Annotated in this window: 29 protein-coding genes; 15 read left to right on the top strand and 14 right to left on the bottom strand. The window is 36.3% G+C overall.

Annotated elements, in window-relative coordinates:
* Window positions 1–43 precede the first annotated feature (43 nt).
* Window positions 44–670, top strand: a complete 627-nt coding sequence (locus tag ACB104_RS07605; protein ID WP_370477686.1) for a 4'-phosphopantetheinyl transferase family protein — start codon at window positions 44–46, stop codon at window positions 668–670.
* Entirely contained in the window at window positions 671–1,396 is a 726-nt protein-coding gene (locus tag ACB104_RS07610; protein ID WP_370477687.1) for a phosphoglycerol geranylgeranyltransferase, read from the top strand.
* Between the two features lie 10 nt (window positions 1,397–1,406).
* On the opposite strand, the gene ACB104_RS07615 is transcribed toward ACB104_RS07610, so the two are convergent.
* The gene (locus ACB104_RS07615) at window positions 1,407–3,299 is read right to left on the bottom strand and encodes a rhamnogalacturonan lyase (protein ID WP_370477688.1); all 1,893 of its coding nucleotides are present in this window, start codon (window positions 3,297–3,299) and stop codon (window positions 1,407–1,409) included.
* Between the two features lie 154 nt (window positions 3,300–3,453).
* Window positions 3,454–5,664 (bottom strand): rhamnogalacturonan lyase family protein, encoded by a 2,211-nt coding sequence (locus ACB104_RS07620; protein WP_370477689.1) that lies wholly within the window; start codon window positions 5,662–5,664, stop codon window positions 3,454–3,456.
* 137 nt (window positions 5,665–5,801) lie between these two features.
* On the opposite strand from ACB104_RS07620, the gene pnuC reads away from it, so the two are divergent.
* From pnuC to ACB104_RS07645, 5 genes are all read left to right on the top strand, one after another.
* On the top strand, window positions 5,802–6,434 hold the full coding sequence (pnuC, locus tag ACB104_RS07625; protein WP_370477690.1) for a nicotinamide riboside transporter PnuC: 633 nt from the start codon (window positions 5,802–5,804) through the stop codon (window positions 6,432–6,434).
* Window positions 6,395–6,976, top strand: coding sequence for an AAA family ATPase (locus ACB104_RS07630; RefSeq protein ID WP_370477691.1), 582 nt, complete (start codon window positions 6,395–6,397; stop codon window positions 6,974–6,976). Before pnuC ends, ACB104_RS07630 begins: the two co-directional genes overlap by 40 nt.
* A complete protein-coding gene (locus ACB104_RS07635; RefSeq protein ID WP_370477692.1) occupies window positions 6,966–8,522 on the top strand; it encodes a DUF4301 family protein in 1,557 nt (518 codons plus the stop codon). Before ACB104_RS07630 ends, ACB104_RS07635 begins: the two co-directional genes overlap by 11 nt.
* Window positions 8,515–8,922: an alternative ribosome rescue aminoacyl-tRNA hydrolase ArfB gene (gene arfB / locus ACB104_RS07640; protein WP_370477693.1), complete on the top strand. Its 408-nt coding sequence runs from the start codon at window positions 8,515–8,517 to the stop codon at window positions 8,920–8,922. Before ACB104_RS07635 ends, arfB begins: the two co-directional genes overlap by 8 nt.
* Window positions 8,923–9,152: 230 nt before the next feature.
* Window positions 9,153–11,285 carry a TonB-dependent receptor gene (locus tag ACB104_RS07645; protein WP_370477694.1) on the top strand — a complete coding sequence of 711 codons (2,133 nt, stop codon included), beginning with the start codon at window positions 9,153–9,155 and terminating at the stop codon, window positions 11,283–11,285.
* A 42-nt stretch (window positions 11,286–11,327) separates the two neighbouring features.
* On the opposite strand, the gene ACB104_RS07650 is transcribed toward ACB104_RS07645, so the two are convergent.
* Window positions 11,328–11,759 (bottom strand): hypothetical protein, encoded by a 432-nt coding sequence (locus tag ACB104_RS07650; protein WP_370477695.1) that lies wholly within the window; start codon window positions 11,757–11,759, stop codon window positions 11,328–11,330.
* 209 nt (window positions 11,760–11,968) lie between these two features.
* Here ACB104_RS07650 and greA point away from each other — a divergent pair, with 209 nt between their 5' ends.
* Together greA and ACB104_RS07660 are read left to right on the top strand one after the other, a co-directional pair.
* The gene (gene greA / locus ACB104_RS07655; RefSeq protein WP_370477696.1) at window positions 11,969–12,442 is read left to right on the top strand and encodes a transcription elongation factor GreA; all 474 of its coding nucleotides are present in this window, start codon (window positions 11,969–11,971) and stop codon (window positions 12,440–12,442) included.
* A gap of 97 nt (window positions 12,443–12,539) precedes the next feature.
* Complete coding sequence (locus ACB104_RS07660; protein WP_370477697.1) at window positions 12,540–12,929, top strand: HIT family protein; 390 nt, start codon at window positions 12,540–12,542, stop codon at window positions 12,927–12,929.
* On the opposite strand, the gene ACB104_RS07665 is transcribed toward ACB104_RS07660, so the two are convergent.
* A complete protein-coding gene (locus ACB104_RS07665; protein ID WP_370477698.1) occupies window positions 12,924–13,274 on the bottom strand; it encodes a hypothetical protein in 351 nt (116 codons plus the stop codon). The two genes, ACB104_RS07660 and ACB104_RS07665, sit on opposite strands and share 6 nt — an antisense overlap.
* 6 nt (window positions 13,275–13,280) lie before the next feature.
* Window positions 13,281–14,432 (bottom strand): sensor histidine kinase, encoded by a 1,152-nt coding sequence (locus ACB104_RS07670; protein ID WP_370477699.1) that lies wholly within the window; start codon window positions 14,430–14,432, stop codon window positions 13,281–13,283.
* A 122-nt stretch (window positions 14,433–14,554) separates the two neighbouring features.
* On the opposite strand from ACB104_RS07670, the gene ACB104_RS07675 reads away from it, so the two are divergent.
* The 4 genes from ACB104_RS07675 to ACB104_RS07690 all read left to right on the top strand — a co-directional run bounded on the left by ACB104_RS07675 (window position 14,555) and on the right by ACB104_RS07690 (window position 17,386).
* Entirely contained in the window at window positions 14,555–15,424 is an 870-nt protein-coding gene (locus ACB104_RS07675) for a flavin reductase family protein (RefSeq protein ID WP_370477700.1), read from the top strand.
* Between the two features lie 43 nt (window positions 15,425–15,467).
* Complete coding sequence (locus ACB104_RS07680; protein ID WP_370477701.1) at window positions 15,468–15,845, top strand: DUF3127 domain-containing protein; 378 nt, start codon at window positions 15,468–15,470, stop codon at window positions 15,843–15,845.
* Between the two features lie 85 nt (window positions 15,846–15,930).
* Window positions 15,931–16,560, top strand: a complete 630-nt coding sequence (gene aat, locus ACB104_RS07685; RefSeq protein ID WP_370477702.1) for a leucyl/phenylalanyl-tRNA--protein transferase — start codon at window positions 15,931–15,933, stop codon at window positions 16,558–16,560.
* A gap of 37 nt (window positions 16,561–16,597) precedes the next feature.
* Complete coding sequence (locus tag ACB104_RS07690; RefSeq protein WP_370477703.1) at window positions 16,598–17,386, top strand: polysaccharide deacetylase family protein; 789 nt, start codon at window positions 16,598–16,600, stop codon at window positions 17,384–17,386.
* A gap of 21 nt (window positions 17,387–17,407) precedes the next feature.
* Here the strand turns inward: ACB104_RS07690 and ACB104_RS07695 are convergent, their stop codons facing one another.
* Window positions 17,408–17,977, bottom strand: coding sequence for a DNA-3-methyladenine glycosylase I (locus ACB104_RS07695; protein WP_370477704.1), 570 nt, complete (start codon window positions 17,975–17,977; stop codon window positions 17,408–17,410).
* A gap of 107 nt (window positions 17,978–18,084) precedes the next feature.
* On the opposite strand from ACB104_RS07695, the gene ACB104_RS07700 reads away from it, so the two are divergent.
* Complete coding sequence (locus ACB104_RS07700; RefSeq protein ID WP_370477705.1) at window positions 18,085–18,702, top strand: thioredoxin family protein; 618 nt, start codon at window positions 18,085–18,087, stop codon at window positions 18,700–18,702.
* Here ACB104_RS07700 and ACB104_RS07705 read toward each other — a convergent pair.
* Genes ACB104_RS07705 through ACB104_RS07715 form a run of 3 tightly spaced genes read right to left on the bottom strand, consistent with a single transcriptional unit; the run spans window position 18,686 to window position 20,943 of the window.
* Window positions 18,686–19,402: a hypothetical protein gene (locus ACB104_RS07705; RefSeq protein ID WP_370477706.1), complete on the bottom strand. Its 717-nt coding sequence runs from the start codon at window positions 19,400–19,402 to the stop codon at window positions 18,686–18,688. The two genes, ACB104_RS07700 and ACB104_RS07705, sit on opposite strands and share 17 nt — an antisense overlap.
* A gap of 52 nt (window positions 19,403–19,454) precedes the next feature.
* Window positions 19,455–20,147, bottom strand: a complete 693-nt coding sequence (gene truB / locus ACB104_RS07710) for a tRNA pseudouridine(55) synthase TruB (protein WP_370477707.1) — start codon at window positions 20,145–20,147, stop codon at window positions 19,455–19,457.
* Between the two features lies 1 nt (window position 20,148).
* Window positions 20,149–20,943 (bottom strand): undecaprenyl-diphosphate phosphatase, encoded by a 795-nt coding sequence (locus ACB104_RS07715; protein ID WP_370477708.1) that lies wholly within the window; start codon window positions 20,941–20,943, stop codon window positions 20,149–20,151.
* A gap of 59 nt (window positions 20,944–21,002) precedes the next feature.
* On the opposite strand from ACB104_RS07715, the gene ACB104_RS07720 reads away from it, so the two are divergent.
* Window positions 21,003–22,148, top strand: a complete 1,146-nt coding sequence (locus tag ACB104_RS07720) for a glycerate kinase (protein WP_370477709.1) — start codon at window positions 21,003–21,005, stop codon at window positions 22,146–22,148.
* On the opposite strand, the gene ACB104_RS07725 is transcribed toward ACB104_RS07720, so the two are convergent.
* The 5 genes from ACB104_RS07725 to ACB104_RS07745 form a co-directional block, all read right to left on the bottom strand.
* Window positions 22,149–22,400, bottom strand: a complete 252-nt coding sequence (locus ACB104_RS07725) for a DUF3098 domain-containing protein (RefSeq protein ID WP_370477710.1) — start codon at window positions 22,398–22,400, stop codon at window positions 22,149–22,151. It lies immediately after the preceding gene.
* A gap of 121 nt (window positions 22,401–22,521) precedes the next feature.
* A complete protein-coding gene (locus ACB104_RS07730) occupies window positions 22,522–22,674 on the bottom strand; it encodes a hypothetical protein (RefSeq protein ID WP_370477711.1) in 153 nt (50 codons plus the stop codon).
* Between the two features lie 81 nt (window positions 22,675–22,755).
* Entirely contained in the window at window positions 22,756–22,899 is a 144-nt protein-coding gene (locus ACB104_RS07735; RefSeq protein ID WP_370477712.1) for a hypothetical protein, read from the bottom strand.
* A gap of 24 nt (window positions 22,900–22,923) precedes the next feature.
* A complete protein-coding gene (locus tag ACB104_RS07740) occupies window positions 22,924–23,802 on the bottom strand; it encodes a cell division protein FtsX (RefSeq protein WP_370477713.1) in 879 nt (292 codons plus the stop codon).
* Window positions 23,803–23,883: 81 nt separating this feature from the next.
* Window positions 23,884–24,801 (bottom strand): DMT family transporter, encoded by a 918-nt coding sequence (locus ACB104_RS07745; protein WP_370477714.1) that lies wholly within the window; start codon window positions 24,799–24,801, stop codon window positions 23,884–23,886.
* Between the last annotated feature and the right edge of the window lie 138 nt (window positions 24,802–24,939).

The following is a 24,939-nucleotide window of genomic DNA, read 5'->3' on the forward strand; positions in this document are numbered from 1 at the left end:
ATTTAGCAGGTGCAAAGATAGCTAATAACTTTTAGAATATTAAATGCCTCTTTATAAAACCATTACTGTAAATTCACAAACTACTGTTAAAATCTGGAAGATAACAGAATCTTTTGATGATTTAATGCATTCAGTAAGTTTAAAACCGCAGAGTTTACAGCGCGTGATGGCCATGAAAAGTGAAATGCACCAACGCGGATTTTTAAGTGTGCGTCGTTTGCTACAGGAATTTGGTTATGAAGATGCCAATTTGTTTTATGATGAAAACGGAAAACCCCATTTAAAGGATGGTAAGCAAATTTCCATAACACATTCTTTTAATTTTTCGGCAATTATTGTCAGTGATTTGGCCGTAGGGATCGATATTGAAAAACAGCGAGATAAAATTACCATTATAGCCCATAAGTTTATTGATTTTGAAAATGACTATCTTGATGAAAACGCCAGCGATTGCAAAGAGAAACTAACAGTAATATGGTGCATAAAAGAATCTTTATATAAATTGTTTGCTACCCCCGGTTTGAGCTTTAAGCAGCATTGTTTGGTCATTCCAATTTCCGATAATGAAAACGAAACTATAGCTTGGATTGACTATGAAGATTTAAAATACCGATTCAATATCCAATTTTTAGAATTTGAAGGCTTTACTTGTGCCTTTGCTGTTGCTTAAATGGGGAGCATCTATAAAAATATATGTAATTCTGCCGCAAAGGGTGAGAAGTTATTGGCTGTTCTCATAGATCCAGAAAAATTTCCATTGGAAAATACCAAGGGCTTTTTTGAAAAAGTAAACCGTTCCAAGGCAAACTTTATTTTAATAGGCGGAAGCACAGTAGATGACAATGCTACTGATGCCCTAGTCAAGGAAATAAAAATACATACAAGTTTACCAGTGATTTTGTTTCCTGGAGACATTACCCAAATTACCGATAGGGCAGATGCTTTGTTTTTTTTAAGTTTGATTTCAGGACGAAACCCTGAATATTTAATTGGAAAGCACGTGCAATCCATATCAAGAATAAGGGCGACTAGTTTGGAATTAATTTCAACAGGCTACATTCTTGTTGAAAACGGAAAAGAAACGGCAGTTCAGCGCATAACAGGAACAACACCAATGCCAAGAAATCAAGTTCAAAATATAATCGATACTGCAAAGGCTGGCGAATTTTTGGGTATGAAGTTTATATACTTAGAAGCGGGCAGCGGTGCTATGCACCCTGTTACTCCGGAAATTATTCGAGGTGTAAAGCAGGAAATAAAAATTCCTCTCATAGTTGGTGGTGGTATCAAAAGTATAAAGCAATTGGAGAAGGCTTATAATTCTGGAGCAGATGTTGTCGTTATTGGTACGGCTTTTGAAGAAGATGAAGGCTTTTTTGATATGCTGACTAAATAAAGTTTCTGGCCTATTTTTTAGCTATATATATATATGGTATTTTTGGTTTTTTCATACCAGCTCCCAGATAAAAACCAGTGTGTGCAGGTTGGTTATAAGCTACATTTTGCCATGCAATACTCACTCTATACAAAGGGTCATGCATTAAAGTGAAAATTCGTTCTTCAGTTGGGTAGGGTGTTGAGAAAATGACCAATTCTGTGTTTTCTTCATTTCTCCAGATAATTTCTTCACGCCAGTCGCCAAGTATATCTGCAATTAAGCAAGGGTTTGATTTAGTCCCATTATTACTTCTAAGGTTCATCCCGTCATGATTGTAAGCTTCCAATAAAATATCGGTTTTTTCAAATTCGGCATTCCATTTTGCAATGCGGGTTTTATCAACTATTTCCCTGAGCAAATCGCCATCCCACCAAGCAAACATGTTATAACTGGAACCCCTTCGTCCAATAGTGGGGTAAGTTGTTGAAATAACTTTACCATTTGTATTATGAATTCCAGACCCATTTGAAGCCCAACTTTCTGCACCAAGATGGTTTGGGTCAATATCTGCTGTTACACCTCGTCCAACGTCGCCTTTACCTTCAACACGCCAAATGACTTCTCCATTTTTAGGGTCTCTAAAATCTATGGCAGGAATAGTGGTTCCATTTGCTACCTCATGGCACATAAAATATTCGAGTCCTTCTCTGATTGGGTCAAAATCTCCCAAATGGGCAGCATCTCCATGGCCAAAGCCCGTGGAATACAAACCTGTTCCACCATCATCAATGGCACAGGAACCAAATTGAATTTCATCTTTGCCATCACCATCCAAATCACCCACAGCTATATTGTGGTTTCCTTGTCCAGCATACGCTTCATTTCCTTTTTCATCCGAATCAAATACCCAGCGATTTGTCAATTTACCATTTCGATAATCATAGGCAGCCAAAACGGTCCGCGTGTAATATCCTCTGGAAAAAACTAAACTTGGTTGTTTTCCATCTAAATATGCTACACAAGCCAGAAATCTGTCAACACGATTTCCGTAATGATCCCCCCAATCTGAGACTTTTCCTCGTGCTGGTATATAGTCTACAGTATCAATAAAAGCACCTGTTTCACCAGAAAAAAGACTTAAATATTCAGGACCTTCTATAATATATCCAGTACTGTTTCTGTAATCTGCATTTGCATCCCCTAAAATGGTTCCGACACCATCAATCGTTCCATCAGCAGTTTTACAGGCCATTTCGGCTTTTCCATCACCATCTATGTCGTAAACCATAAACTGTGTATAATGTGCCCCAGAGCGAATATTTTTCCCTAAATCTATAGTCCATAAAATGGTGCCGTCCAATTCTAAACCTTGCAAAAAAGTATTGCCGGTATAACCTCTATGTGCGTTGTCATGGGAGTTTGTTGGTTCCCACTTTAAAACGAGTTCGTATTGACCGTCACCGTCTAGGTCACCAACAGAAGCATCATTGGCTCTATAAGCATGTTCCCTTCCATCTGGCGAAGTTCCACCTTTGGGTGGAGTAATTGGAATTCTTTTGTAGTTGTTGCTCCATACTTCTATTGGCTTTGAAGGTTTTTGTTCTTTACCATTAATAACAGCGGTGACACTGTAAGTCTTATTTTTTTCAGTTTGATCGACAAAATTGCTAGCACCTGTTATTGGCTTCTTGTTTAAAAGGGTTTTGCCGCGATAAACGTTATATGAAACACGTTCAAATTCATCTGAAAGAATCCTCCAACTTATGAGAACTTCGGAATCACTTGTTCGGACAGCCAGAACGCCACGGTCTAAATCCTCCATTTGTTTTTGGGCGGAAGCATTTTGAAGTGTAAATATTAAACCAATAAAAACAAGACAAATTTTTGAAAGTAAATTAAAAGAATTAGTTAGTTGTCTCATAAATAAAGCTTTAATGTTTACTAAATTAAGACCTTTTAAAAAGAAAAAGGTTTAATCTAGCAAAAGAAGCAGGTATGGTTATAGAGGTGCTTTTGAATTTGTCTAAATAAGGTTCATTTATATGGAAATCATAAATGAACCCGATATAATTTTTTTATTTCAAGAAAACTTTAAAAGCTTGAATGCCGGTTTCTTGTTTGATTTTAACAAAGTAAAGCCCTGAGGGTAGTCCACTAAGGTCATGGTTTTTAATATTCTCGGCATTTTTTTGGCTTATAAGTTTACCAATACTATCATAAACTTGAATAGTGCCATTAATTGTTTTGCTAAGATATAACATGCCTGTTGTTGGGTTTGGATAAAGTCTTATTTCATTGGCGTTATCCTTAAGTTTATCATCAACGGATAAAGTTGGGTCTACCAAAGTAATATTTGGTGCTGCTGGTTCTGGCATGTCTGTACCTAGAAAAAAACCAGTGTGAGCCGGTTGATTATAGGCTACATTTTGCCAAGCTATACCCAAGCGATAAACGGGGTCATGCATTAAGGTGAAAATTCGTTGGTCAGGCTTATCTGTGCTGGACATAATTACTAAATATTCATTTGAAGAGTTCCTCCAAATAATTTCTTCTCTCCAGTCGCCCAATATATCTGCAATTAAACATGGATTTGATTTTGACCCATTATTACTTGCTAAAGCCAGATTATCGTAGTTGTATGCCGTTAAAACCCTATCGGTACCACTGCCGTTCCATTTGGTTATAACGGTGCGATCTACAAGTTCTCGAGATAAATCACCATCGTACCATGCCACCATATTGAAGGTTGAGCCGTTCCCGGTTGTAGTTGGATAAGTTGTGTAAATCACATTGCCGTTAACGTCGTGTATTCCAGAACTGTCTGAAGCCCAAGCTTCTGCTCCTGGGTAGTTGGGGTCAATATCGGAAATCAAACATCGGCCTGTATCAATGGCGTCACCATTACCAATATAATTTTGATTTATTTGCCAAAAGATTGTACCAAGTTGGTCGCCTCTAAAATCGACTTTAGGAATAGAACTCGTTCTTAAATCACCGAAGTTGCCAAGAGGGGTGTTTGGAGTTTTTCCTCCTTCTTCATGGCAGGTAAAATATTCTAGTCCAGGGCTGCTGGGATCAAAGTCACCAAGGTGGCTGGCATCACCATGCTTATATCCAGTAGAACTGAAGGCAGTTCCGTTATCATCAACTGTTAATGAGCCATAAATAATTTCATCTTTTTCGTCACCATCAATATCACCAACGGTTACACTATGGTTTCCCTGATGTTCGTATTGGCTACCCGCTATATTGGAATCGAAAATCCATTTGAAATTTAAGTTTGAACCGTCAAAATCCCATGCCGCCAAAACGGTTCGGGTATAATAACCTCTGCAGAACACAACACTAGGATGAATTCCGTCGAGGTAAGCCACACATGCTAAAAAGCGATCTACTCTGTTGCCGTAGTTGTCTCCCCAACTTGAAACGGTTCCTCTACCTGGAATGTAATCTACGGTATCAATAAAAGTGCCGGTTTCTCCAGAAAAAACACTTAAGTATTCAGGGCCACTAAGCACGTACCCACCGCTATTTCTATAGTCAGCATTTGGGTTAGGACCTAAAATAGTACCACTATCGTCTTTAGTGCCTTCGGCAGTTTTGCAAACCACTTCGGCCTTTCCATCGCCATTTAAATCGTAAGCCATAAATTGGGTATAGTGGGCTCCAGAACGTATGTTTTTGCCTAAATCTATGGTCCAGAGTACGGTGCCGATATCATCCATTTCAAGGGCCTGTAAAATGGTATTTCCAGTATAACCGCTTTGTGCGTTGTCTTTTGCATTAGTGGGATACCATTTTAGTACAAGTTCATATTGGCCATCCCCATCTAAATCGCCAACTGAGGCATCGTTGGCTTCATAAGTATAAGCCACATTGTCTGGGGTTGTTCCACCGGTTGGAGCAGTAAGTGGTATTTTTTTATAAATGTCATCCCATGAGCCAACTGCTTCAGAACGTTCTTGTTCAACGCCGTCAATAACTGCAGCCACACTATAGGTGAACGTTGGAAGAAACGATGAATTATCCATGTAGTTACTGGCACCGGTAATTGGTGTCGGGTTCAACTTGGTACCACCACGATAAACATTATAGGAGGCATTTTCAAATTCGGTGCCTAAAATTCGCCAACTCACCAAAACATTGGATGGTCCGGTTTTTATTGCCAAAACACCTCGGTCTAAATTTTCCATTTGTCTTTGTGCCATCATAGATCCCGATGGGAGTATGAGACAGAGAATAAGTAATTTAAAAAGTGCAAATGGAATATTGTAATTTTTTTTCATAGTCAATTTAAATTATAATAATTTGATAAATATAAGTTTCAAAGTGAAAATTACCATCCTGTTCTAACATGCTTCATAAATAGAATGTTAGTTTTGCAAGCGGAAGGGTTTCTTGAAGTTATCAAAAAAAAAAAATCGTGGACTCTATTTTTAATTGGATTTTTTCTCAGTACCAAGGTGTGCCAAGCATTATTGTAGTGTTGGAGTTTATTGGTGTTTTTTTTGGGTTTTTGAGTGTTTGGTATGCTAAGCAAGAAAACATTTTGGTGTACCCTACGGGCATTATTAGCACCGCTATTTTTGTATATATTTTGTGGATTTATGCCCTTTTGGGCGATATGCTTATCAATGCTTATTATTTTTTAATGAGCATTTACGGCTGGTATATCTGGACCAAGAAAATAGATGAAACCCACGTAACGCCAATTTCAAGAACTGCATTGAACGAAAAAAAAGCTATTGTGGCTATTTTTTTGGCAGCATTGTTATTAGTTTATTTAGTTTACAATGCCTTCGATAGATGGACGAGTTGGATAGCATATATTGATACAATTACCACAGCCATATTTTTTGTGGGCATGTGGCTAATGGCCAAAAAGAAGATAGAAAATTGGACTTTTTGGATTATTGGCGATATCATTTCTATTCCCTTGTATATTTATAAAGGATTGATTTTTACAAGTCTACAATATATAGGCTTTACAATTATTGCCATTTATGGCTATTTAGCATGGAAGAAAACCTTAAACAGCAACCTTCAAACTGCTTAAAAGTAGTTTTGTTTGGCCCCGAATCAACTGGAAAGACAACCTTGTCAAGGCAATTGGCGAGGCATTATAATTCAGTTTGGGTTCCTGAGTATGCGCGCGAGTACCTTCAAAATAAATGGAATAATGAACGTAAAACCTGTGAGTCGGAGGATTTGCTCACTATTGCCATCGGACAGATGAAACTTGAAAATGAATTGGCTACAAAAACTAACTCCATTTTAATTTGCGATACAGATTTGTTAGAGACCAAAGTGTATTCTGAAGCTTTTTATGGAGGAATTTGTGATCCGGTGCTTAAAAAGTATGCTTTAGAAAACACCTACGATTTGTATTTTTTAACTTATATTGATACGCCTTGGGAAGCCGATGATTTAAGAGATAGGCCAGAACAAAGAATGGAGATGTTTAAGGCTTTTCAAGATGAATTGATAAAAAACAATAGGACATTTGTGTTATTAAAGGGCAGTAAAAAGGAACGTTTAGAAATGGCCGTGAAACATATAGACAAACTTTTACTAAAAAATAAAGGGAATGTTTTCTGAGAAGGATATTCAGCAAATAAAAAATAAGGGCATCGATAAAGAGCAGGTTGTAGCTCAAGCAGATCGAATTAAAAACGGCATGTCTTATTCTAATTTGGTTGCGGCTGCAACCTTAGGTAATGGTATTGAAAGTTACAATGAAGCCGACCTGAAAAATTTCATCCAAGCTTACGATGCCAAAAAGGATGATTTGAGTATTGTTAAGTTTGTGCCTGCTTCGGGTGCGGCAACTAGAATGTTTAAGTTTTTATTTCGGTTTTTGAAGAATTTTAATCCTGCAAAAGACACGATTGAAAGTTATGCCGAAAGACGGACTGATTCTCTCATAAAAACCTTTATTTCCAATTTAGAAAAATTTCCCTTTTATGATGAAGTCATTTCAAAAATAAAAGAAACGTGTCCTAATTATGATTCATTGGATGAATCGGAAAAACATCTTGAATTTGTAAAAACCATGTTGGATGAAAATGGGTTGAACTATAGCTTTTTCCCAAAAGGGTTATTGCCATTTCATAAATACGATAGCCAAGTTGTTACGGCCTTTCAAGAGCATTTGTTCGAATCAACCTTGTATGCTTCATCAAATGGCAAGTCAAAGCTGCACTTTACGGTTTCTGAAGCACATCATAAATATTTTCTTGAAGAATTAAACGAGGTTAAAAAACGTTTGGAGACTAAAACCAAAACATTTTTCAACGTATCTTTTTCCTATCAAAAGGAAGCTACTGAAACCATTGCTTTGACCACTAAAGATGAGGTTTACCGAAAGGAAGATGGTTCTATTCTATTCAGACCGGCAGGTCATGGGGCATTGTTGGAAAATTTAAATGATTTGGATAGCGACTTAATCTTCATAAAAAACATAGATAACATAGTAGTTTCAAGTAGGAATATTGAGGTTTCTAAATATAAAAAACTTTTGGCCGGTATATTGCTTGAAGCCCGAGAAACTGTTTTTACTTATTTGAATAAATTGGATGAGGGGTGCCTTAGTGAAACAGACCTAAAAATCATGATTCTATTTCTGAGATATAGACTCAATACACCAGTCCCAGAAAATATTGATGATTTTTCTTTTGGAGATAAAATAGCATTTTTGAAAGAAAAACTGAATAGGCCCATTCGTGTTTGCGGAATGGTAAAAAATGAAGGAGAGCCTGGTGGTGGTCCATTTTGGGTACGAGATAAGGATGGAAAGGTTTCCTTGCAGATTGTAGAATTTGCCCAAATTAACTTCAGTAAAAAGCATCAACAAGAACTAGTCTATAAGGCCACACATTTTAATCCGACCGATTTGGTTTGCGCGGTTAAAAATTACAAAGGTGAAAAATTTGATTTGAAGCAATTTGTGGATCCTGAAGCTGCTTTTATAACTATGAAAACACAAAATGGGACAGACATTCAAGCTTTGGAACTGCCCGGATTGTGGAACGGAAGTATGGCTTATTGGAACTCCATTTTTGTTGAAGTGCCGGTGGAGACTTTTAATCCCGTAAAAACGGTGAACGATTTGCTTAAACCAGCACACCAGGGCAACAATGTTTAATGAGGAAAATTTACTAAAAGAATTAACTTTTAAGGCAGTTAGGAGTTCTGGCAGGGGTGGGCAGAACGTAAACAAGGTGTCGTCTAAAGTGGAATTGGTTTTCGATTTGAAAGCCTCGGTTGAGTTAAACGATACACAAAAACAAAGGCTTCTTAATAAACTTCAAAATCGTCTTACAAAAGATGGTATTTTACTGTTGCAATGTGACGAAAGTAGAAGTCAGCACAAAAATAAAGACCTCGTTATTGATCGTTTTTTGAATCTTATTAAAACAGGTTTGATCGAGCCAAAAAAGCGAAAACCTACCAAAATCCCAAAATCGGTTATTAGAAAGCGACTTAAATACAAGCGTTGGTTATCTGAAAAGAAAGCGGGCAGAAAAAAACCTGATGTCGATTAAAAATCATAAATCGTTGATTGTATTTCATAAATCCGCCCTATATTTGCAGCGTTCTCAAAAAGGGGTGCCCATATCGGCTGAGATCATACCCAATGAACCTAGAACAGGTAATGCTGTTTAGGGATAGAATATCTGGAAATGCACAATCTTGATATTCAAATTTTAAACAATTAATTATTAACCAAAAGAATAATTACCTCTTTTTATTCGATTATAAATTCGTAATCGTAATGAAAAATTTATTTCTTTTTTTAACACTTTTAGTGTTATCCTTTTGTGCTACCGCACAAGAAAATCAAGTCGAAAAAGATTCAACAGAAACACAAAACCTAGACGAAGTTTTGGTGAAAGCTGTGAGAGTAGAAGCCAATTCACCAATAACGCACAGCAATGTCTCCAAAGAGGAGCTGGCCAAACGCAACTTGGGGCAGGACATTCCAGTGTTACTCAATTATTTGCCTTCGGTAGTAACTACCAGCGATGCCGGTGCAGGTATTGGCTACACAGGCATTAGGGTTCGTGGAACTGATGCTACAAGAGTAAATGTAACCATAAATGGAATTCCATATAACGACCCAGAAAGTCAAGGTACATTTTGGGTGAATTTAGGCGATTTTGCATCCTCAACCGAAAGTTTGCAATTGCAGCGCGGTGTTGGTACTTCTACCAATGGGTCTGGTGCTTTTGGAGCCAGTTTGAATGTTTTAACCGATGCCTTTTCTGAAGATGCTTCTGGCGAGATTTTCAATAGTTTTGGTAGTTACAATACACGTAAACACACCGTAAAATTAACCACAGGGTTACTGAATGATCATTTTGAAATTTCAGGTCGATTTTCAAAAATAAATTCCGATGGTTATGTTGACCGCGCCTTTACAGACTTGAAAGCGTATTTTCTGCAAGGGATTTACAAGGATAACAACACCCTAATTAAGGCCTTAACATTCGGGAATAAAGAATATACGTATCAGGCATGGTTTGGACTGACGGCTGAAGAATTGAAAGAGAATCGCCGCCAAAACCCATACACTTACGATAATGAAACCGATAATTATTGGCAAGACCATTATCAATTGCATTGGAATGAGCGTTTGGACAATAATTGGTCAACAAACTTAGGGTTGAATTATACTAAAGGGAAAGGATATTTTGAGCAATATAAACCAGAAGAGACGGCTGCGGATTTTAATAATATAATCGAAGACAATTCTGATGTTATTGTACGTCGCTGGCTAGATAATAACTTTTATGTTTTAAATGCGAATGTCACATTTAAAAAAAATAGATTGGAAATTGTTTCTGGACTTTCGGCCAGCAGTTATACTGGTGACCACTTTGGAGAAGTGATTTGGGGAACTGATTTAGCACCAAATGCAAATATTCGAGATAGGTATTATGAAGGTGATGCTACAAAAAATGATTTCAGCATTTTTTCAAAAGCTACATTTAAAATAGATGAAAAACTTACAGGATTTATCGATTTGCAAGGGCGTTTTGTAAGCTACAAAACCAACGGATTGAACTCTAATCGAGTGCCTTTTGTCACCGACGCTCAATTCAATTTTTTTAACCCAAAACTGGGGCTGACTTTTAGAAATTCTGAATCCAGTAGTTTTTACACATCATATGCCAGAGCCAACAGAGAGCCAAATCGAGATGATTTTAAGGCAGGTGTAACCGAAAATGAAACACTTAATGATGTTGAGTTGGGTTGGCGTTTCCAAAAAGAAAATAATAATGTTAATGCTAATTTGTACTACATGTTTTATCAAAACCAATTGGTGTTAACTGGCGACTTGGATGATGTAGGAAGCCCAATAAGAGCCACCAGTGGCAAGAGCTACAGATTGGGACTAGAAGTTGATGCCAATGTTCAATTTTGTAAAATTTTTGGTGTGTCAACAAATGTTGCCCTAAGTAGCAATAAAAACAAAAATTTCAATGCATCTATTGATGGTGAAGTTGTGGATTTGGGCAATACCAACATTTCATTTTCGCCAAATATGGTATTGGGTAATGCCTTTAATTTTTATCCAACCAAAAATTTCCAACTTAGTTTGTTGAGCAAATATGTTGGCGAGCAATTTATGGGAAATACAGATTCTGAGGTTTCCAAACTGGAAAGCTATTTTGTTAGTGATTTTAATATTGTCTATGAAATTAAGCCAAAAGCAATTTTTAAGTCCATTGTTCTAAGCGGCTTAGTGAATAATATTTTTAATAAGGAGTACGTATCCAACGGATACTATTACACTTATGATGACACTTGGTCCGACCCAAATTCGGTAACCACAATTGAAGGGTCTGGGTATTACCCGCAAGCCACCATTAACTTTTTGATGGGGGCTACTTTGAAGTTTTAATTTAGGTTTCTCTTTCCCCTCCTTTGGAGGGGATAGGGGAAACTAGTTGTAAATTAAAAGGTTGTCTCCGCTTCGTTCAGCAATATAACCCCTCAGTGGGCATTTGGTTCCGTTATTTCCTAACGGTATGCCGTCTAGTAAACTGTATTCGTTTCCGTCATCACAATTACATTTTGCTATGATGCCATCAATTCTAAGTGTAGAGCAATCTGAGGGTATGTGGTTGGGGTCGGTGGCATCAAAAGCAACATATCTTGCCCCTGTGTTGTTAACAATTATGCCATCTCTTCCACCTATTTGGGGTATGTGCACAGGTACGTTAATAGACTTCAATTGGCTGTATTGTGGAAAATTTAGGTTTATGCTTTCGCTTACACTAATGTCCAAAAGAAATCTACAATTTCTGTCATCATTGGAATTTCCGCTACAAGAAAATAAAATAGTAAAAACCAAAAAGCATGTTAGGTATTTCATTTGTTTGACCAATATTTTGATGAGGGTTTTTGTTTGTGTCTTGCCCTTTTCTGGCATTCAATATTCCTTTAAAACGAGAATGCAATTTACGATAAAAAGCAAATTGACGTAAAAATTTTGTATATTTGTAATCGGAATCTCGTATATGCGAGATTTTTTTGTATGCTGAACTTGTTTCAGCATCTTTTATTAAGTAAAACGATGAAGTTATGAGTAAAGTATCATACTATACACCAGAGGGGTTAAAAAAATTGAGAGAGGAGTTAAAACACCTCAAAGATGTTGAACGTGTAAAAGCTTCAAAGGCCATTGCCGAGGCAAGAGATAAAGGTGATTTGAGTGAAAATGCCGAATATGATGCCGCTAAGGAAGCGCAGGGTATGCTGGAAATGCGTATTTCTAAGTTAGAAGATGCTTTGTCAGGTGCCCGTGTCATTGATGAGTCGCAGTTAGATACTTCAAAAGTGTTGGTATTGTCAAAAGTGAAGATAAAAAACCAAACCAATGGTATGGAAATGGTTTACACTTTGGTGGCCGACGGAGAAGCCGATTTAAAGTCAGGAAAAATTTCAGTTAATTCACCCATAGGGAAAGGCTTGTTGGGTAAATCGGTAGGTGAAGTTGCCGAAATTAAAGTGCCAAACGGCGTTATGAAATTTGATATTGTAGAAATTTCCAGATAAGGGCATTATAACATAAATTTTTAAAAGATTCCTGGTTCAAAATAATAAGGAATCTTTTATCTTTATAAGGGTTTCTTAAATATTCACATTTATAATTATGTCTTCAATATTCACAAAAATAATTAATGGAGAAATTCCTTGTTATAAAATTGCAGAAACAGATGAGTTTTTCGCGTTTTTAGACATCAACCCCAATTCAATAGGGCACACCCTTTGCATTCCTAAAAAAGAAGTAGATAAGATTTTTGATTTGGATGAAGCAACCTACAGAGGCCTTATGGCTTTTTCAAGAAAAGTGGCTTTGGCCATTGAAAAAGCTATACCATGCAAGCGTGTGGGCATTACGGTAATTGGCTTGGAGGTGCCCCATGCGCATGTGCATTTAATTCCGTTGCACACCATGGAAGATGCGCGTTTTATAAAAAAGGAAAAATTATCTCCTGAAGAATTTCAAAAGCTGGCGGATTCTATTAAATCTTATTTATAGATTGGTGTAGTAGACTAGAAAATGGGATAATGCCGTTATGGCAATGGCTATACCAATAACAATCCATGACATTTTTTTAAGGTAAGTTGACGCCTTTTTAGGCGTAAAGACCTTGTTTTGATAAGCTACAACTCGCTCAATATCATCGGTCCATTGTACTGGATAAATAATGCAATTACACTTTTTACAGGCCAATTCTTGATTAATCTCAGATGTAATGGACTTGTGAAAATTGGTTTCAACAATCTTTTGTTTGAATATTAATCTTAAACCATCGGTGCTATAACATTGCGGACAGTTGTTTTTTAGAATTACCTCTTTAGAATCAATAAATTTTTCAGGCATAACTTGTTAATTTGCGCGTTTTAGGTCAATTTGTATGGTTGTGCCTTTTTCTTTTTCAGATTGCAAAACACTTATTTTGCCTTTATGGAAATCTTCAATAATGCGTTTTGTTAAAGATAAACCTAGCCCCCAGCCGCGCTTTTTGGTGGTAAAACCAGGCTCAAATATTTTATTAAAATCTTTTTTATTTATACCCTTGCCGGTATCTGTAACCGTTACTTTTACATCGTTCTCTAGTTGGGATATTTCAATGGTTAATTTGCCACGTCCTTTCATGGCATCAATGGCATTTTTTACTAAATTTTCAATGCTCCAACTGTACAATTGTTTGTTTAGTTCAACAAAGATTTCACCTTCGGGAATTATAATTTCAAAATCAATAAGTTTTGAGGATCTTGCTTTTAGATAATCATATGAATCGATGGTTTCTTTGATGATATCTACTTTTTCTAAAGTTGGTAACGACCCAATTTTACTGAAACGTTCAGTAATGGTTTTTAAACGATCTACATCTTTTTCCATTTCAGAAATGTAATCGGGGTTTACGTTTTCACTCTTTAAAATTTCGGTCCAACCTATTAAGGACGACAGCGGTGTACCGATTTGATGCGCTGTTTCCTTGGCCATGCCAGACCAAAGTTTATTTTGTGTGGCATTTTTGTTACTTCGGTAAAAAAAGAAAATTACTGCGCCAAACAGAAAAATGATGAGCAGTAAAGCTAGTGGATAATAGGCCAATTTATTTAAAAGTGGAGAGTTGCCATAGTAAATAGTAGAGAATGTCTTTCCTTGGTATTTTATATCGATTGGTTTGTTTTCGTCTCGAAATTTTTCAATTAGTTTTTTAATGTGAAGAGAATCTTTCGCCTTAGTTTCATCAATATTATTGAAACTGCTCAAACGTCCATCTTGGTCAATAACCAACATGGGTGTTGTCTTATTGCTATTCAATATTTTTAAGGTAAGATTTAAGTTGGTGTTGGTTTCAGCATTTACAAATTCGGTTTGGGCAAACGACCAATTTTCCATTTTTGTACGTTCCTCATCCTTAAAATGCTGAAAAAATTCATAGGTTTTCCATAAAATAAGTGAGACGATAGCAAAGGAAGCTATAATAATGATCCATCGGAATGCATTGCTATGTTTTGTGAAAATCACGAACTATTGATTTTGATTTCTAATATAATGCAAATCTGTTAATATTATTGTCCAAGTTGTTAGTAAATCGGTTTTTAGATGAGTTAGAGTTTGGTTACATTTGTTATTCATTAAAAAGTTTAATGGTATCAATTGACCCAAAGCAATTATCAACCAGCAAATTACACAGTTATTTGTTGAGTGCCGTTGCACCTAGGCCCATAGCTTTTGCAAGCACGGTTGATAACGATGGAAACCCAAATTTGTCGCCATTTAGTTTTTTTAATGTGTTTAGTACCAACCCGCCAATATTAATTTTTTCACCATCTAGGCGTGTAAGCAACAATACGGTTAAGCATACCTTGAACAATGTTGAAGCAACCAAAGAGGTTGTAATAAATGTGGTGAATTACGATATGGTTCATCAAATGTCATTGGCTAGTACAGAATACCCTGATGGTGTTAATGAGTTTGAAAAGGCTGGACTGTCCATGCAAAAATCAGATTTGGTTAAGCCATTTAGGGTGGCCGAGTCGCCCGTGCAGTTTGAATGTAAGGTTAATGATGTAATCAAATTGGGTTCAGAAGGCGGAGCCGGTAATTTAGTTATTTGTGAGGTGCTCAGAATGCATATTGATGATGAATTTTTAGATGAAAATGATGCCATAGACCAGAAAAAGTTGGATTTGGTTGCCAGAGCGGGAGGCAGTTTTTATAGCAGAGCAAGAAAAGGCTTTTTTGAAATTCCAAAACCCTTGTCAGCATTAGGTATTGGGATTGATAATTTTCCGGATTTTGTTAAAAATAGTATGGTTTTAACAGGAAATGACCTCGGAATGTTAGGTAATGTTGAAGATCTGCCAAGTAAAGAAAGTGTTGAGGCTTTTATAAAGGATTTAGCAGCACGCTATCCGAATATTAAAACGGCAACACATAGACAGAAGCATAAACTGGCCCGTAATTATTTAAGTTTTGGCGATGTGCAGAGTGCGTGGAAAATATTGCTGTCTTAAATCAAAATAAAAGAGTATTAATAAAGAATAAATAATAGATTAAATGGAAGTTCAAGGAAGAATTAAAGTGATTGGAGAAACTCAAACTTTTGGTAACAATGGGTTTAGAAAAAGAGAAATCGTTGTGACCACAGAAGAGCAATACCCACAGCATATTATGGTGGAGTTTGTGCAAGACAAAACAGATTTGTTAGACAACTACCAAGTTGGTCAGCAAGTAAAAATAAGTATAAATTTACGTGGAAGGGAATGGGTAAACCCACAAGGTGAAACAAAATATTTTAACTCCATTCAAGGATGGAGAATAGAGGCGTTACAAACTGAAGCTTCAGGCACAAACATGCCACCTGTACCACCAGCAGATGCGTTTGAGCCAGCGGGTGATTTAAACGATGATGACCACGACGATTTACCGTTTTAAATAATTTCTGTCACCCTGAGCACAGTCGAAGGGTCTCAACAAATCAACCTTTCAGTTTATATTGAAAGGTTTTTTATTTTTAAGAATGCATTATCTCACCAATAAAATATGGTTTCCAAATGTAAATGAAGCGACAAAAGAGGGCTTGCTTGCCATTGGTGGCGATTTATCTGTTGAGCGTTTGTTGCTCGCTTATAAAAGTGGTATTTTCCCTTGGTTTGATATGGATAACCCAATTTTATGGTGGTCGCCAGACCCGCGTTTTGTTTTGTTTCCAGAGCGCCTTAAAGTTTCAAAAAGCATGAAACAGGTTATAAAAAATCCTGATTATAAAGTAACTGTAGACCAAAATTTCAGAGGTGTTATTCAAGAGTGTTCCCATTCAAAAAGAGCAGGGCAATCAGGAACCTGGATAACCGATAGTATGATTGAAGCTTATGTGAAACTTCACAAGTCGGGCCATGCAAAATCTGTTGAGGTCTGGAAGGGGAGTGATTTGGTTGGTGGACTCTATGGTGTAGATTTAAACAACGGGATATTTTGTGGAGAAAGTATGTTTACAAAAGAAAGCAACGCAAGCAAGGTTGGCTTTGTCACGTTTGTACAAAACACCGATTATAAATTATTTGATTGCCAGGTTTATACAAAACATTTGGAAAGTTTAGGGGCTGAGGAGATTCCTAGAAATGATTTTTTGAGGTATTTAAATGAATGATCAAAATATTTTATCTTGTAATGACATAATTTTTGAGATGAAAAAAAGCATAGTTTTATTGTTGATTATTTCTTTTTTCAAGTTTGGAAATGCCCAAATTTTAAAAAAGAAAATTCCAGATAAGCTTGTTGTTTTAACCTTTGATGATGGTTGTGCGAGTCATTACTCCATTGTGGCGTCTTTACTAAAAAAGTACAAGTTTAATGCAACCTTTTTCATGTGTGAGTTTCCGCCCAATTATAAGGATAGTACAAAATATATGACATGGGGACAGGTTAGAAAACTTTCTGATATGGGTTTTGAAGTAGCAAATCATACACTTTCGCATAAGCATATTGATGGACTTTCTAAATCGGAAGCAACAGAAGAGATTAAAGCAATAGAGGCCAAATGCGATTTGGTTGGAATTTCAAAGCCAACCACATTTGCTTATCCTGCATACGATTTAAATGCCGAATCTTTGGAAATTTTAAAGGAGTTAAATTATAAATATGCCCGTGTAGGAGGGAAGAGGCCTTATGGTCCTCTGGAAGACCATCCATATTTAATTCCGAGTTGGGCAATGAAAACGGATAATATTGCATTGATTCGGACTGCTTTTTACGAGGCAAAAAATGGCAATATAGTTGTAATTACCATTCATGGTGTCCCCGATATTGAGCATCCTTGGGTTGATACATCGCCGGAAGTTTTTGAGTCGCATTTAGAGTTTTTGTCAAGGAATAATTATGAGGTAATCTCTATTAGTGATTTGGACGATTATATTGATGTTGACGTGGCATTAAAAACAATAACACCTGATTTAGACAAGCCTTTAAAAAACTAGGGATTTAACCTAATTTTATATTTATGAGACCTCACTATACCTAAAGCATCCAACTTCGTGGTCGTTTACCATGCCCGTGGCTTGCATATGGGCATATACAACCGTGGTGCCTACAAATTTAAATCCGCGTTTTTTTAAGTCTTTGCTAATAGTATCGCTTAATGGGGTGTTTGCAGGTGCGCTTTTGTAGTTTTTTAGGTTGTTTCTAATAGGTTTGTCATCAACAAAACCCCAAATATATTTACTGAAACTGCCAAATTCTTCCTGTATTTTAATAAATGCTTGGGCATTGGTAACAGTAGCCTTTACTTTTAATTTGTTTCGTATTATCCCAGCATCAAGCAGTAAACTGTCCATTTTATCTTGGGTGTAAAGGGCTATTTTTTTATAATCGAAATCATCAAACGCTTTTCTAAAGTTTTCGCGTCTCCGTAAAATGGTAATCCAGCTCAGCCCCGCTTGAAAAGTTTCTAAAGTTAAAAATTCAAACAAGGTTTCATCATCGTAAACAGGAACGCCCCATTCCTTATCATGATAAGTTTCATAAAGGTCATCACCAACACACCAACCACATCTGTGTAATGAATTCATTTTTTGTTCGGGTTTAAAGTAAAAGTATGACAAATATCATCTTAAATAAAATAAGTTGCATCTAAATTTGTGGCTTTAAGTATTGTTTCAACGTTAATAAATGTATTATGGATACCACAATTAATAACAGCCTTAATCGTAGCATGTCTTACAAGGAATATAGGGATTTGGTAAAAAAGATGGCCGAAAATAATTCTACCACCGGTTTAGAAAAGACTGAAGTTTATGCGGATTTTACGATGCTTAATGATAAACGAATGAAGCGTTGGGACAAAACCTTAAAGATTTCTGAAGAGTCCCAGCAAAAGATTTTAGAATTTAAGCACCCTATAACTTGGTTGGCCATTGCCGAAAGCTGGTGTGGCGATGGTGCCCATATGCTTCCTGCCTTGAATAAGTTGGCAGAGTTGAGTAAATACATAGATTTGAGGATTGTACTTAGAGATGAAAACCCTGAACTCATGGATGCGTTTTTAACTTATGGAACACGGTCTATTCCAAAAGTAATTATGCTTGATAACGAAACAGGAGCGGTTTTGAATACCTACGGACCAAGACCAAGTGAGGCCACAGCCTACGTAAACAGATTTAGGGCTAAATACGGAAAACTAACACCAGAATTTAAGGAAGATTTACAACATTGGTATAATAAAAACAAGGGGCAAAACATCATTGATGATATAACCGAAATGTTATGTAAGCTAGAGCCTACCGTTTGCCAATAAATTGAAACGTAATGGAGCCCAACTGAGTTTCTTTTGTGGGGTCGGCACTAAATTTAGAATCTTTGGCATATTCTAAAGCATGCTCAATCAAACACTCGTTTGAAGATGTTGATGAGGAGTTTAAATAGGTATCGGTAACATTTCCTTTTGAATTAACCTTAATATTTACCACAATTTTTCCGTCTACCTCACACAAATAAACGGGAATAGGAATATAGATCTTATTGCGGTTTACCAAAGAAAAACTAATGGTACTTTTATGATTGTTATTTTCAGAAAGCTGCTTTTTTAAAATTTCGTTGGCCTTGTTGAATTTTGAAAGCTCATCTTCATTTAATTTTGAATCAATTGGAATTTCATACTCCCTTTTTAACGCACTACTATTTTCTGAAACATCACTTGTTTTTGGAACATAATCCTCTGGTGGTGCAATGCGCTCGTATGCTTGGGCAAAATGCCTGTTTTCTTGGGTTTCGTTAAAAGCACTATTCGTTTCAGCTTTAGCATTGTTAAGTTGTTCCAAAGCTTCTAGCTGCTTGATTTCTTCCTCAGTGGGTTCTTTTTCGGGCTCAAGTTCATAGTAACTTTCAGGAATAAATTCACTATGTTTTTTTAGTCCGAGATTAAAAACAGATAGCACTACCGTTCCAGAAATTAGAAAAGTAAGTAGAAGCGCTCTATGTTGATTTGTTAGGTGCAAATCTGAAAAATTATAGGTTTGGGTTCGCTAAATATACGTAAAATAAGATAATTTAGTTTTTTAGGCTTTGAATAAAGTCATTAACGGTAACGGCATCATCAACCTTGAAGCTTCCAATTTTTGTGCGCCTAAGTGCCGATAAATGCGCTCCAGACTGTAGAGCTTTGCCAAAATCGTTGGACAAAGAGCGAATATAGGTACCTTTACTACAAACCACTCTAAAGTCAATATTTAGCCTGTCGATTTTTGTGATTTTAAACTCGGAGATATGAACGGTTCTGGGTTTTATTTCAACATTTTCGCCTGCTCGGGCAAATTCGTACAAACGCTTTCCATCCTTTTTTATGGCCGAAAAAACAGGTGGTAATTGCTCAATATTACCAATAAACTGTTTGGTAGTTTCTTCAATTATGTCTTTTGAAATGTGTTCCGTTGGAAAGGTTTCGTCAATTTCGGTTTCCAAATCATAAGAAGGCGTTGTACTTCCCAAAACAAAAGTACCCGTATATTCTTTTGTTTGGGCTTGAAATGTATCAATTTGCTTGGTCATCTTTCCTGTACAAATCACCAATAATCCAGTTGCCAAGGGATCCAAGGTTCCGGCATGACCAACTTTGATTTTTTTAATTTTGAAAGCCTGTTTTATTTCCCACCGCAGTTTGTTCACTACTTGAAAGGACGTCCAATGCAGTGGTTTGTCTATGAGTAAAACTTGTCCGGAAAGATATTCTTCTGCGGTTAGCATGCTAATTGAAAAAAGTATAAATAATGGCAACAAGGCCAATTATGCCACAATAAACTGCAAAATAGGTCAGTTTGCTCCTTCGTACCAAAGAAATCATCCAAGTGCAGGCAAATAGCCCCGCAACAAATGCAGCAATAAATCCAATAGATAGTGCCGTAAAGTTTCCGCTGTTATAAGTTAATTCACCACTCAACACATCTTTGGCAATTTTAGCAAAAATAAGAGGAACAACCATAAGGAATGAAAATCTAGCCGCTTTAGTTTTATCGTTGCCCAACAATACTGAAGTTGAAATAGTTGCACCCGACCGTGAAATGCCAGGAAGCATAGCAATAGCTTGAGAAATGCCAATAACAAAAGCATTCATAAATGACACTTCTTTGTTCGTGTTTCTGGCCTTATCAGCTAAAAATAAAAGCACACCTGTAATGATGAGCATGCTGCCCACCAAAAAGATATTGCCACTAAAAAGTTGTTCCAGTTGTTTTTCAAAAAAAAGCCCGATTGCCACTGCTGGAATCATAGATACAGCAATTTTTGCCATAAATTGGAGATCCTCGTTCCACTTAAATTTTAGCGCGCCTATTATGAGCGAAATAATATCTTTTCTAAAAACAACCATAGTGCTTAAGGCCGTTGCAAAGTGCAGTACTACAGTAAAAAGCAAGCTTTCCTCAGGAACGGAATGATTGTCTAAAATAGCTTTTCCAAGTTCTAAATGACCACTTGATGAAACGGGTAAAAATTCGGTAAGTCCTTGAATAATGCCGAGGATAATCGCGTCTATTATTTCCATGGCGTAAAAATATTAAAATAGTGCTACAAAAAGCTTTTTCATTCTTAAACTTTGAGAATTTGAAGTATTTTAGACTAATGAAGATTGTTGTAGCGCCCGACAAGTTTAAAAGCTCACTCACTGGATGGCAGTTCTGCAATGCTGTTGAGGAAGGTGTTCATGCGGTAAATCCAGATGTCCAGATAATAAAATTGCCACTTTCGGACGGAGGTGACGGTACAATGGATGTTTTGCAACATCATCTAAATGGTGAATTGGTTGGTGTTGAAGTAAACAATCCTTTTTTTAATCTCATACAGGCCACCTATTTATATGCAGAAGATTCCAAAACTGCTTTTATAGAAATGGCAGAAGCATCTGGAATGAAATTATTGAAACAAGAACAATTGGATTGCAAAAACGCCACAACTTTTGGTACAGGCGAAATGATTGCTGATGCTATGAATAAAGGTGCCAGAAAAATCATTTTAGGAATTGGTGGCAGTGCTACTAACGATTGTGGTATTGGTATGGCTACAGCTTTGGGTTATCAGTTTTTAGACAAAAACAATAGATCAGTGAAGCCGATAGGTGCCAACCTAGCCAGAATTGAATCTATTGATGTAACTCAAGTTCATCCCAAATTAAATGACGTGGTAATTGAAGTGGCATGCGATGTTGAAAATCCACTATTCGGAAAAGATGGAGCGGCATTGGTTTATGCAGCGCAAAAGGGTGCAACCGAGGATGATATTAAAATGCTTGATGATGGCTTAAAAAGTTTTTCAAAAATTATAGAAAGAGTTTTTAATATTAATCCTCAAGCTGTAAAAGGCGCAGGAGCGGCTGGAGGCATAGGCATAGCTTCAAAGATATTTTTAAACGGGGAGTTGCAATCGGGTATTCAACTTATTAAAAGAGTGGCAAACTTTGACGAAAAAATTAAAAATGCCGATTGGATTATTACAGGTGAAGGTATTTTAGATAAACAAACCTTATCAGGCAAAACTGTTCATGGTGTGGCAGTTTCAGCAAAAGCGAAAAATATAAAAGTGGCCGCCTTTTGTGGCGATTTAAAATTAAGCGAAAAGGAACTTAAAAATTTTGGAATTGATTATACCGATTGGGTTTTACGGCATGCCAAAGACCTAGATGACGCTTTGGAAAACAGTTATGACTATGTAATAAAAATGGCAATAGGATTTGCCAAGAAAGTGCGTTTGTAATTACTCATCAGGATTAAGCAAAATGGCGTAAATCTCAAAGCCAAAACCAACAAGTACTACCAATGGAGCAAGTCTTATACGTCTCCAACTAAAAATTTCAGGATTAAAAACATTGGGATCATCACTGCCACCGCCTGCCATTAAAATAAAACCTAGTGCAATAACGGCCAGACCTATAAACATAAATTTATAGTTTTTCTTTCCAAATACAAACGTTGGTTTAGCTTCTTCTTTTCGTTTTTTTTCTCCCATGATTTTTCCTTGCTGAAAAATTTTAGTGCAAAATAATAGATTTATTTAAAACGACGGTGTTAACGGTTCTCTAAATTATTTAATCTTAGATTTTTTAGAAAAAGAATTGAATTCCCAGTGGTTATTCCTCTTCAATAAGTGTTAAACTCAGTTTTCCATATTGCTCAGTTGAGTCATTGGCATCAATTTGATAGGTGTATTTTCCTTTTTCCAAAGGTGTTTCACCAACGAAATCGATCGGTTGAATGGTATATACTTCACCGTCGATTTCCAACTCTACAAAACCATAGCGATAGGCCTTTTCAAATAGTTTGTATTCGGATTTTTCACCCGGACTAAGATTTTCGTAATCCTCTCAAATAACGGTTATGTTTTTATAATCGAAAGTACTAACATTTGAAATGCGAATCAGGGCTTGGGTGTTTTTAAGGTCGTCATCGGCACAGCCCAAAATCAAAGAAAAAATAGCTGATAAAATTAAGATTCTAGAAAGTTTCATGTTGAAAATATTTTAGCTAAAACACTAATAATATAACTCGTCTGTTTTTAAATTTAAAAATCTTTGGGTTGCAAAATGGGTGCTTATCCATGTAATTATAATGCCTAGGGCAAATACTACTGCGAATAAAAGCACAATTAAAATAGGAGTTTTTAGCAAGCCCAGTTCTGGGAATGTTTGGTTGACGTAATAAAGCACAATGCCCATACCCACTAAAGCCAAAACGGCACCAATAATACCCAAACGCACGCTTTTCCAAACAAATGGTCGACGAATAAATTGTTTGGTAGCTCCAACCATTTGCATAGTTTTAATGGTAAAACGTTTGGAGTAAACCGATAGCCTAATGGAGCTATTTATCAGCAATACGGCAATTAAAGTGAAAATGCCACTAATGACCAAAACCCAAAAACTGATTTTTTTTACGTTGTCATTCATCAGGTTTACGAGGTCGTTATCATAAGTCACTTCGTCTACAAAGTTTTTTGAGGTTGCTTCCGTGGAAATTTTCTCAAGTTGCTCTGAGGTTACAAAATCTGCTTTTAAATGTACATCAATGGAATTTTGTAATGGGTTGTAACCCACAAAATCCATAAAATCCTCACCGTTTTCAGCTTTCATAAATTCGGCAGCCTGTTCTTTTGACACGTATTCGGTAGATTTTACATAATCTGCCATGGCCAAACTTTTTTCCAATTGATTGATTTCAACTTCTTTGGCAGAATCTTTCAAATAAATGGTAAGTACTACTTGTTCCTTAAAATGGTCAGATACCTTTTTGGCATTAAGTACCAACATACCCAATAATCCCAGTAAAAACAATACCAAAGCTATACTGAGCACTACCGAAAAATAAGAAGAAATCAGTCTGCGTTTTTGGTGTTTTTCAAAAGCTGAACTCATAAATAATGGATTAACGGCGTAAAAATATAAAAGAAAACTTGATTCATTAGGAATTACAACGTTTAAACTTACTACATTGTTTTATTTGGCTGGTTTCTTTTCGCGCTTGCCAGTAATGTAAACTCCAGTTGCAACCAAAATACAGCATAGTATTTTAATAAAACTAATATCTTGGGCATATGCGCTTTGCACAAAAAGAAAAGCAATGATGCTCACCAAAACAAAACTAACAACAGGTTGTAAATACACATAACTGCTGGCTACGGAAGGCATTACATATTTTAGTGCATAAATATTAAATAGGTATGCCAGAAACGTTGTGAACAAAACCACATAACTTATGGTTAAATAAGTGCTTGTTGTAAAAGCTTCAAAATTGGTGTTCAAAAAATCGTTTATGCCAAAGGGAAAAACATAAATGAATCCGAATAAAAATATGTAACTGATTACGGTAAGTGCATTGTATTTTTGCATTAAGGTTTTTGCGAGGACCATGTATAAAGCAAAACTAGCCGCATTTAAAAACACATATAAATTTCCTAAAAATGAGCTTGTGCCCTGTGTTTTATTTCCATAAAGAATTAAAAAAATAGCACCCGAAGCCGCCAATGCGATACCCATTATTTTGTTTTTGGTGATTCGTTCCTTTAAAATGAAAAAACTAAACACCAAAACCAAAACAGGTGCCGCCGTTTGAATTATTGAAGCATCAATAGGGGATGTTAAATTTATGCCATGAAAAAACAGCATTTGGTTTAAAGCACCACCAAATAAGCCGCACAGGGCAAGTTTTAATAGGTCTTTTTTGGCAACCTTTTCCTTGACGAACAATAGTTTAAAAGTCCAAAACAACAACACACAACAGGAAAGTCTAATGAAAATAAATGCAGAAGGACCAATTTTATTGGGCATAATGCCTTTGGCAATAATGTAATTTGCCCCATAAATAATATTGGTAGCCAATAAGGCCAAATGTGCCCTTGTTGTGTTCTGTAACAAACTTAATGTGTTATTTATGATGCGAAATTACAAATTGCTTTTTCAAACAAAATTATAATTGCCAGTTTATATTCAATTTCTTTATAATGAATGTCATTAAACACAATCAAACGCTTTCAAGTTTCTATATAAACCGTA

The sequence above is a fragment of the Tamlana flava genome (genome assembly GCF_041287255.1).
Taxonomy (GTDB): Bacteria; Bacteroidota; Bacteroidia; order Flavobacteriales; family Flavobacteriaceae; genus Tamlana; species Tamlana flava.